The 9180-nt window shown below is 63.3% G+C and carries 9 protein-coding genes and 1 tRNA gene; 5 read left to right on the top strand and 5 right to left on the bottom strand.

The genetic code is table 11. The features are described 5' to 3' along the window. Both BG842_RS08015 and BG842_RS31255 read right to left on the bottom strand, forming a co-directional pair. On the bottom strand, nucleotides 1–542 hold a 542-nt coding region (locus BG842_RS08015), incomplete at its 3' end, for a hypothetical protein (protein ID WP_254662985.1). A gap of 171 nt (nucleotides 543–713) precedes the next feature. Further along, the gene (locus BG842_RS31255) at nucleotides 714–1355 is read right to left on the bottom strand and encodes a four-helix bundle copper-binding protein (protein ID WP_175424103.1); all 642 of its coding nucleotides are present in this window, start codon (nucleotides 1353–1355) and stop codon (nucleotides 714–716) included. 193 nt (nucleotides 1356–1548) lie between these two features. Here BG842_RS31255 and BG842_RS08005 point away from each other — a divergent pair, with 193 nt between their 5' ends. Further along, nucleotides 1549–2733, top strand: a complete 1185-nt coding sequence (locus BG842_RS08005) for an alanine--glyoxylate aminotransferase family protein (protein ID WP_069450369.1) — start codon at nucleotides 1549–1551, stop codon at nucleotides 2731–2733. A 50-nt stretch (nucleotides 2734–2783) separates the two neighbouring features. Here BG842_RS08005 and BG842_RS08000 read toward each other — a convergent pair whose 3' ends face one another. After that, nucleotides 2784–3824, bottom strand: coding sequence for a DUF4352 domain-containing protein (locus BG842_RS08000; protein WP_069450368.1), 1041 nt, complete (start codon nucleotides 3822–3824; stop codon nucleotides 2784–2786). Nucleotides 3825–3984: 160 nt separating this feature from the next. Between BG842_RS08000 and BG842_RS07995 the strand changes: the two genes are divergently transcribed. Further along, nucleotides 3985–5157 (top strand): ABC transporter substrate-binding protein, encoded by a 1173-nt coding sequence (locus BG842_RS07995; protein ID WP_069450367.1) that lies wholly within the window; start codon nucleotides 3985–3987, stop codon nucleotides 5155–5157. A gap of 23 nt (nucleotides 5158–5180) precedes the next feature. Here BG842_RS07995 and hisD read toward each other — a convergent pair whose 3' ends face one another. Beyond that, on the bottom strand, nucleotides 5181–6449 hold the full coding sequence (hisD, locus tag BG842_RS07990; protein ID WP_069450366.1) for a histidinol dehydrogenase: 1269 nt from the start codon (nucleotides 6447–6449) through the stop codon (nucleotides 5181–5183). Nucleotides 6450–6660: 211 nt separating this feature from the next. Next, nucleotides 6661–6745: transfer RNA gene (locus BG842_RS07985), tRNA-Leu, on the bottom strand. 88 nt (nucleotides 6746–6833) lie between these two features. On the opposite strand from BG842_RS07985, the gene BG842_RS07980 reads away from it, so the two are divergent. The 3 genes from BG842_RS07980 to BG842_RS07970 all read left to right on the top strand — a co-directional run. Further along, nucleotides 6834–7640, top strand: coding sequence for an inositol monophosphatase (locus BG842_RS07980; protein WP_069450365.1), 807 nt, complete (start codon nucleotides 6834–6836; stop codon nucleotides 7638–7640). Between the two features lie 86 nt (nucleotides 7641–7726). Next, nucleotides 7727–8194 carry an Lrp/AsnC family transcriptional regulator gene (locus tag BG842_RS07975; protein WP_007977744.1) on the top strand — a complete coding sequence of 156 codons (468 nt, stop codon included), beginning with the start codon at nucleotides 7727–7729 and terminating at the stop codon, nucleotides 8192–8194. Nucleotides 8195–8237: 43 nt separating this feature from the next. Then, nucleotides 8238–9180, top strand: a 943-nt coding sequence (locus tag BG842_RS07970) for a DUF63 family protein (protein WP_069450364.1), incomplete at its 3' end; no start/stop codon positions are given.

Genomic DNA, 9180 nt, shown 5'->3' with positions numbered 1-9180 from the left:
CCTCGTCGTTGGACGGTTTCGATAGCCTTCGAGAGGGACTCTACCGCCCGGTCGAGGACCTGAACGGTGTCCATCACGGGAGGATAACGATACCGTTGCAGCTCATCACGCGCGTCGAGGAAGGCGTTCAGAATCGCGTCCCCCACGTCGGTGCGCCGGTACAGGTTCCGCGACAGCAGTTGGACGCCGAGGTGCGCGATGTCGGCGATATCCCGACAGGTCCGCGCGCACGTCGCCAACTCCGGTCCGCGCTCGATGCACTCGTTGGCACACCATTCGGCGGTCGTTTCGAGCTTCTGGAAGTCGTGGAGGACCATCTGGACTTCGCTCGTGAGGAGGTCCTCGAACTCCGACTTCGGACCGACTTCCCCTCCCATTTGGCGGCGTTCGGACCGTTGATTCGTCCCCTGACGGGTTCGCGGTTGCTGGCCCATCGTCCCGTGCGACCGTGGCGGTCGCTGCCGTCGGACGTGGGGCCCACCGGACGGTTGCGGTCCCCGTTCGAACGATTCCTCTCGTGGTCGTCGATACCGTTGTGTCATGGTCGTTCCTCGCTCCCCGTCGGAGCAATTGCCCTTCACTCGTCGTCGGGATAAACCGGACCGACCGTTCGAAGGCGACCACACCCGACCGTTCGAGAAAGGTGGAATTGGTGCCGGGTATGGTCCGTTTCGGCTCGGGAACACACCCTTGCGACGACCGAAAAGTGCGAGTTAGAACTGCGATTGCTGCGTGGGAATCCCCTGCTGGGTCGAGACTCCCCCCTCCGTCGTCTGGAGTTTGTCGAGCAATCGGTAGGTAGAATCGACGGCTCGGGAAAGAACGGACGCACACTCTTGACAGTGCGCGTTCTGGTGTCGCATACACTCGCTCGCACACTCCTCGGCCGCGGTTGCGAACACTTCCGCGAGTTCCGGTCCGAAGACGGAATCGCGGGCGATAAGCTTCGTGTTCAGCGTTCCGAGGTCGGCAACGTCCCGACAGAGCCGAATACACTCGGCCATCTGCGGTCCCTCGTCGATACACTGGTCGGCACACCAATCACAGACTTTTGCGGCCTTCTCGAAGTCTTCGAGTGCGACGCGCATCTCGCCCGGCAACTGATCGTCGAACTGGCCGCCAGGTTGTGTCATTTGCTGGCCGCCGCTCGTGCTCGTCCCCTGCCCCATCTGCTGGCCGACTCCCTGCTGGGAGATTCCCTGTTGGCCATACTCCTGTGAGGCAGTCTGCTGGCCGCGTTGCGGTGGAATCCCGCCCCGCTGGCGGGCGCCCATTCGTCCGTACTCCTGTGATTGTCCGTACCGACCGCCACTGATTCCCGCTTGCGAGTGCTCCATGGGTCCCTGTTGTGTCATATGTATTCCTCCACCCAGCAACGAACTGGGCTATCCCCGCATACAGTGATAGACCGAATAAACAGAGGCGACCGTTTCGACCGTTCGAGAAGTATTTGTTGCGAGAAACGCTTCGTTGCGCGAATCAACGGGTCGTTGGGTACGGGATGCCGCGAAGGCGGGATTTTTGTCACCCCGAGTGCTACGGGACGACATGGAGAACCCCACGGTAGGCGAGTTGACACCGCCAGACAGAACGCTGATGGGTCCCGGCCCGAGCGAAGTGCACCCGCGCGTACTCCGGGCGATGAGCACGCCGTTGGTCGGCCATTTAGACCCGTCGTTCATCGACATCATGAACGAGGTTCAAGACCTCCTTCGATACACATTCAGAACGGAGAATCAATGGACCATTCCCGTATCGGGGACCGGTTCCGCCTCCATGGAGGCCGCTATCGGCAATCTGGTCGAACCCGGCGACACGATGTTGGTTCCGACTAACGGCTATTTCGGCGGTCGGATGGAGTCGATGGCGGAGCGAGCGGGCGGGGAGGTCGTCCACGTCGATGCGCCGTGGGGCGAACCCCTCGACCCCGCCGACGTGCAGCTGGCGTTCGAGGAACACCAACCCGATATCTTCGGCTTCGTCCACGCGGAGACGAGCACCGGGGTGGTTCAACCCGACGTTTCCGAACTGACGAGCATCGCTCACGGCCACGACGCGTACGTCATCGCCGATTCGGTCACGTCGCTCGGCGGCGTCGAGTTGAAGGTGGACGAGTGGGACATCGACGTGGCCTACTCCGGGCCGCAGAAGTGTCTTTCCTGCCCGCCGGGTGCGAGCCCGCTGACGCTCAACGACCGCGCGATGGAGAAGGTGCTCTCCCGCGAGGAAGCCCCGCGTTCGTGGTACCTTGACCTCTCCCTCCTCGAAGGCTACTGGGGCGACGACCGGGCGTATCACCACACGGCACCCATCACGAACGTCTACGCTCTCCGCGAGGCGCTTCGCCTCGTCAGCGAGGAGGGCATCGAAGCGCGCTGGGAGCGCCACCGCGAAATCGCGGGCGCGCTCAAGGCGGGTGTCGAGGCGATGGGACTCGAAATGAACCCACCCGAGGAGTACTGGCTCCCCAGCCTCAACGCCGTTCGCGTCCCCGAGGGCGTCACGGACACCGACATCACGAGCTATCTGCTCGACCAGTACGACCTCGAAATCGCCACCGGACTGGGCGATTTGGACGGCGAAATCTTCCGCATCGGCTGTATGGGCTACTCCGCCCGCCCCGAAACCGTCTCGTATCTCGTGAGCGCGCTCGGCGACGCGCTCCGGGAACACGGTGCGGACGTGGACGTGGAGGCCGGACTGGCGGCGACCAGCGAAGCGCTCGGACGGTAGGCCCGACGAAATCGCTTTTTATCGCGCCGAACGGGACGACCAGCCGCCGCTTAGCGAAGGTTCCAAAACGCCTTGTACGCGGTCTCGGCCTCGAGGAAATTGAACACCCACCGGAGCGGTGCCGTCCCCGTCTCGACCTGATAGGCGAGTTCGCCGCGATGAGAAGCCCCGGCTTCGATGTCGGAATTCTCGTTGACCGGACGTTTCAGCGCCGAACTCGCGCTGATGTCGGCCGTGTACGCGAGGCCGGTCCCCGTCTTCGCGCGCATCTGGAGGAGCGTCGAGACGAACAGTCGTTCGTCCCCGTCGTTCGTTATCTCGATGTCCGGGACCACGAACACGTACCCGTCGTCGGCCTCGATGAACTCGTCCAGTTTCTTCGTCGTTCGGATGCCGTGAACGACGACGGAAACGCCGTCGCGTGACGCTTCCGTTCCCTGCGACAGCACGGCGTCGCCGAGCGACTGTTTCAAATCTGCGACCGAGTCCGCCGTTTCCGCGAGCGAGACGGTGATTCGTTCGAACTCGAAGCGGCTGAACGCCTCGAAGTCGAAGCGAAGCGACAACCTCGCCGCGCTTTTCGGCACTTCGAAGACGACATCGCCACGGACGACTTCACCGGGCGCGAGGACGCCGGTCTTCATCGGATGTCGGGGAGAACTGAACGAGGGGTCGTAACTCTCGCCCGACCCGCTCTCGAGGGTTGCGTGGAGGAAGTCGTCGAGGTCCGTGTGCGTGCCGCTCGTATTTTTGACCGCCATCCGGACGACGACGAACGTGTGACCGTTCCGTGCCTCGCGGAACTCGCTTCGTTTCTCCTCCCGTTTCACCGCGCGGACGACCATCGCAAGGGAGTCGTCCTTCACGACCGTACCGACCGGAACGGTCGTCGTCTTTCCGGATTCCTCCGTTCCGTCTACCGACCCCGTTTCGGCACCCGTGGACGCCCCCGTCTTCGACCAGTCGGTCCCGTCGCGCGACGAAGTGGTCGGATCCGTTTTGTCGCGTCCTTCGCTAGCACAGCCGGCGAGCACCGCCATCGCGCTCGACGCGATGAACGAGCGTCGCCCGACGAGACTTCGTTTCTCCATGAGAGTGAACCCGCGTCTCGCCCGTTAAAAGGACACGCTATCGAGACGACACGTTCCGAAGCGACACGAGCGCTCGGCGGACTCCTGGATGCGACCTCCTCTGCATTTAGGCCTGCCTAAATTTCGAAACGACTATAAAGGTTTAGGCGAGCCTAAAACCATGAATCGGAACGAAGGACGCACGCGGCGCACGGTTATCAAAGGAACTGGAGCGGTTCTGGGAGGCGGTCTCCTCGCTGGCTGTACCAGCGACAGCGACTCCGGGTCTCCATCGACGGACACGACGACCGGGAACGAGGGCGAATCCACGACCGCGGCAGAGGAGACGACCACGACGGACGGACCGTACTCCGTCTCGATGGCGCCGGTCGGCGAGGTGGAGTTCGAGAGCGTCCCGAAGACGTGGGTCGCCAACAACGGCAGCTGGGCGGACATGGGCATCGCGCTCGGCCTCGAACCGCCGAAAGCCGTCTGGATGGCGAGCCGATACCACACGCAGTACTACGACGCCATCGACGGCCTTTCGGTGGACAAAAGCGACATCAAGTCACTGTATCAAGATGGCGTCAACAAGGAGCTGTTCTACCAACTCGACGCCGACGTGCACGTGATGGACCCCAACTTCCTGATGAACCGGTTCAAGGGATGGGAACAGAAGGACGTGGACGAAATCAAGCAGAACATCGCGCCGCTGTTCGGCAACTGCATCTACGCCCAGCACTATCCGTGGCACGAAGACTACCGGTACTACACCCTCATGGAGGGCTTCGAAAAGCTGTCGAAGGTGTTCAAGCGACACGACCGTTACGAGGCGTTCGAGAAGCTCCACGCCGACTTCCAATCCAACATCTCCGACGTCGTTCCGAAGAAAAGCGAGCGCCCGTCGGCTGCCGTCGTCTGGGGCGTCGGCGACCAACCGACGAAGTTCTACCCCTACATCATCGGGAAGGGGACCGGGTTCAAACACCTGAACGACCTCGGCGTCAGCGACGCGCTGGCGAAAACGGACGTGAAGGACTTCCACGGAAGTCGCGGTTCTATCGACCTCGAAACGCTCCTGAAAGTGGACCCGGAAGTCCTCCTGCTTCGCGCGTACGAGGGCAAGACCCGAACGGAGTTCGAGAACACGGTCATCAAGTTCCTCGAAAACGACAACACGGCCAGTAAACTCACCGCCGTGAAAAACGGGGACGTCTACCGCGCCGGGGGCCTGTACCAAGGCCCCATCACGAACCTCGTCCTCACCCAACGAACCGCCAAACTGCTGTACGGCGTCGAAAAGCCGCTCTACGACTCCCAGCGCGTCGTGGATATCGTCAACGGCGACTTCTGAAACCCCTCAGATTCGATTATCGACTACTCGAATCGCTTGCGGACGCTCTCCGCGTGGGCGTCCAACCCTTCCGATTCCGCGAGCGTCGTAATGGTCTCCGAGAGGGAATCGAGCGCGTCCTCGTCCAACCGCTGGACCGTCGTCGAGCGGAGGAAAGTATCGACCGACAGGCCACCCGTGATTTTCGCCGCGCCGGTCGTCGGCAGGACGTGATTCGTCCCGGAGGCGTAATCGCCCGCCGCGACGGGCGTGTAGGGTCCGAGGAAGACGCTTCCTGCGCTGTCGATACGCGAGAGAAGGTCCTCGTCGTTTTCGGCCTGAATCGACAGGTGTTCCGCGGCGTACTCCTCGGCGAAGAGGAGCGCCTCGCTCATGGAGCGCGCGACGAACACCCCGCTGGCGTCGTTGTCGAGCGCCGCCCGAATCACGTCCTCGCGTTCGCGTTCGCCCGCCTGCTTCTCGACCTCTTCAGCGACCTGTTCGGCGAAATCGGCGTCGTCTGTCACCGCGACGGAAGAGGCGTTCTCGTCGTGTTCCGCCTGTGCAACCACGTCGCTGGCGACGAACGCTGGGTCCGCCGAGTCGTCGGCCAGCACGAGGAGTTCGCTCGGTCCGGCGAGGAAGTCGATAGCCACGTCGCCCTGCACCTCCGCTTTCGCCGCCGTGACCCACTTGTTTCCGGGACCGATGACCTTCTGCACGCGGTCTATCTGCTCGGTTCCGTAAGCCATCGCCGCGATGGCCTGCGCGCCGCCGACGCGATACACGCGGTCCGCTCCCGCGGCGTGAATCGCGGCCAGCGTGATGTCGTTCTGTGGCTCGCCGGGCGGCGTGGCGACGGCCACCTGCTCCACACCGGCCACCTTCGCCGGGATGACGCCCATCAGCGCGCTGGAGGGGTAGGCCGCGGTGCCGCCGGGTGCGTACACCCCGACGCGCTCGATGGGGCGAAACCTGCGTCCGAGTTCGCGCCCGTCGAAGTCCGCCCGCCAGTCCTCGGGCAGTTGCGCCTCGTGGAACTCACGGATGTTCGCCGCCGCGTCCTCGATGGCGTCGCGCACGTCGTCGTCGATTTCCTCGTAGGCGCGCTCGGCGTCGTCCGTGATGTCGATGTTGCCCACCTCCACGCCGTCGAACTCGCGGCAGAAATTCCTGACCGCAACGTCACCTTCCTCACGCACCTTGTCGATGATGTCGCGCACGTCGCTCCGCACGCCCTCGATTCCGGCGTCGCGGTCGAACAGCGTCCGCCGCTCGTCCGGCCCGAGGTCGGCTATCGGCTTCGGTTTCATGGACGGGGTTTCGAAGCGGGCGGAAAAACACGTTGCGCTCTCGGACGACAAAAGACGTCGGGACCCTTCTCCGAATACCTCCGCGAAACCTCGACCGCAATGAAGTGGTCACTATCGAATCGGTCGTCGTCAGAAGTGTTGCGAGAGCCTGTGTAGGCCTGCAGTTTGCGAGGGAAGAACGCTCTGTGCGGTCTTCCTGCACTCGTGTGAGTGCGAGGGAAGGGAGTTGAACCCTTGGACCTCTACAGGAGCGGATCTTGAGTCCGCCGCCGTTGGCCGGGCTTGGCTACCCTCGCACGCAGTTTGTATTGCATCGTGCGGGTGTTAAAACGTTGCGAATCGAGAAACGACACTCCTTTTCCATGTCGCCGCGCCTCTGGAACCATGACGAACGTGGAATCCCGCCTCGAACTGGCGGAGCGCGCCGCGACAGCGGGGAGCGAAATCGCCGCGGACGGCTTTCGAAGCGGTCTCGCTGTCGAGACGAAATCGAACAAGACCGACGTGGTGACGGAAGCCGACCGCAACAGCCAGCGCCGCGTCATCGAAGTTATCCGGAACGAGTTCCCCGAGGACGCCATCGTCGGCGAGGAGGAGGACGCGCTGAAGGAGGTCCCGACGGAGGGCGACGTGTGGGTCATCGACCCCATCGACGGGACGAACAACTTCGTACGAGGGATTCCGCTGTGGACGACCAGCGTCGCCGCGGTGCGGGACGGGGAAGCCGTCGCCGCCGCGAACGTCTGCCCGGCGTTGGACGACGTGTACACGGCGGACGCGGACGGAGCGTACCTGAACGGCGAGCGAATTACGGTCAGCGACCGCACCGACCCCGAGACGTTCACGGTCTGCCCGACCGTCTGGTGGGACTTCGACCGCCGCGAAGAGTACGCCGCGACGGCGGAGGGCATCGTGAAGCGATTCGGCGACATGCGTCGGTTCGGCTGCGCGCAAATCGTCCTCGGAATGGTCGCCAGCGGCGCGCTGGACGGCACCGTGACGAACATCGTTCCGAACCCGTGGGACACCGTTGCGGGCGCGTTCATGGTTCGGCAGGCGGGCGGCACGGTGACGGACATCCACGGCGAACCGTGGACGACGGAGAGTCGCGGATTGGTCGCTTCCAACGGCGAAGTGCACGAGGAAGTGCTCGCGGCGGCCCGCGATGCCGAACCATACTACGGAAATTAAACGAACGAAATTTATAATCTATTTATTGCAAGTAGACAGAGCGTGGTGTGTACAATTATTTAGCGGTGGGGATTCACCGTAGCGATATGAAACTGGATGACACAGACCGTGCCATTCTGAAAGCCCTCCAAGCGAACGCCCGGACACCGTTCAGCGAAATCGCGCGACAGATAGACATGTCCAGCGCGACGGTGCACGACCGCGTTAATCGCATGGAAGAAGCGGGCGTCATCACCGGCTATCACGCCACCGTGAACCCGAAAGAGGTTTCGCTCGGCATCTCCGCGTTCGTCGGTCTCCGCGTGGAACAGGGGCGCGAGAAGGACACGCTCAAACGCCTCGAAGGAATCGACGGGATTCAGGAGGTTCACCTGACGACCGGGTCGTGGGACGTGATGGCCCGGGTGTACGCCGAAGACGCCGACAGTCTCCGCGAGTTGATGTTCGACAACATCGCCCAGATGGACGGGTTCGCCCGCTCACAGACGATGGTCGTCCTCGGGTCACCCTACGAGAGCGAGGAACTCCCCCTCGAAATGGGTCTTGAGGAGTGACAAGACCGGAACCCTAAAACCCGCTCGCTTCGGTTCGTGCGATATGGACACAGCAAGCGAGGAAGCCGACAACGAGCGCCTGTGGATGGGGGCCGTCGCTGCCGCCATCGTGGCGCTGGTCGGCGGTGCGCTCGCGTTCCCGAAACAGGTGTACGACGGCTTCATTTGGCACTACTTCTGGGGTCCGGTACTGGCCGACGCGAACAACGCCTCCTGTGCCGTCCGCGACGGTGGCACGACGAAGTACATCTACGACGCGGCGACGTGTGCGACGGCGCCGGGTCCGGTCGCGGAACCCGGCTACACCCTCGTCTCAGAGATCGGCTACGCGGTCACGCTCATCGTCGCGCTGATTGGCGTCGTCTACCTCCTCCGCCGACTGAACGTCGGACAGGAGCGACGCCTCTTTTACGCGCTCTTCCCGTTCATGCTCTTCGGCGGCGCGCTGCGCGTCGTGGAGGACGCGAACGACGCGCTCGGACAGGTCGGCCAGAGCGCGATTCCCTTCCCGTGGAACACGCTCATCATCAGCCCCGTTATCTACTTCACCGTCTTCGCCATCACGCTCGCCGCCCTCGTCGTGAGCGTCGCCCTCGCCCGCCGCGGTGTGGTCGAGGACTACGAATATCCGCTCGCCGGAATCGGCACGCTCGTCCTCGCCGCGACGGTCGGCTATCTGGTGATGTTGGCAATGACGACCCAAACTGTCAGGTTCTACCCGCAGATGCTCGTCGTCGTCCTCGGCGGTGCGACGCTCGTCACCGCCGTCGTCTGGTGGGCGGTGAACCGATACGCACCCGAAATCAACGCCGGAACGGCCGCCATGGGCGCGGTCGTCATCTGGGGTCACGCCGTGGATGGCGTCGCAAACGTCGCGGTGCTCGACTGGGCGGGCGCGCTCGGCCTCGCCGGGCAGTACGGCGCGAAACACCCCGTCAACCGAGCCATCATCGACATCACGACGAACGTGTTCCCGGCGTCGGTGA

The sequence above is a fragment of the Haladaptatus sp. W1 genome (assembly GCF_001723155.1).
Taxonomy (GTDB): domain Archaea; phylum Halobacteriota; class Halobacteria; order Halobacteriales; family Haladaptataceae; genus Haladaptatus; species Haladaptatus paucihalophilus.
This window is presented reverse-complemented; position numbering and strand designations above follow the sequence as displayed.

Bases quoted from the DNA above. Each gene is read 5' to 3' on its own strand.
- hisD (WP_069450366.1), bottom strand. From the start codon at position 6,449: ATGAAACCGAAGCCGATAGCCGACCTCGGGCCGGACGAGCGGCGGACG.
- BG842_RS31255 (WP_175424103.1), bottom strand. From the start codon at position 1,355: ATGACACAACAGGGACCCATGGAGCACTCGCAAGCGGGAATCAGTGGC.
- BG842_RS07995 (WP_069450367.1), top strand. From the start codon at position 3,985: ATGAATCGGAACGAAGGACGCACGCGGCGCACGGTTATCAAAGGAACT.
- BG842_RS08005 (WP_069450369.1), top strand. From the start codon at position 1,549: ATGGAGAACCCCACGGTAGGCGAGTTGACACCGCCAGACAGAACGCTG.
- BG842_RS07975 (WP_007977744.1), top strand. From the start codon at position 7,727: ATGAAACTGGATGACACAGACCGTGCCATTCTGAAAGCCCTCCAAGCG.
- BG842_RS08000 (WP_069450368.1), bottom strand. From the start codon at position 3,824: ATGGAGAAACGAAGTCTCGTCGGGCGACGCTCGTTCATCGCGTCGAGC.
- BG842_RS07980 (WP_069450365.1), top strand. From the start codon at position 6,834: ATGACGAACGTGGAATCCCGCCTCGAACTGGCGGAGCGCGCCGCGACA.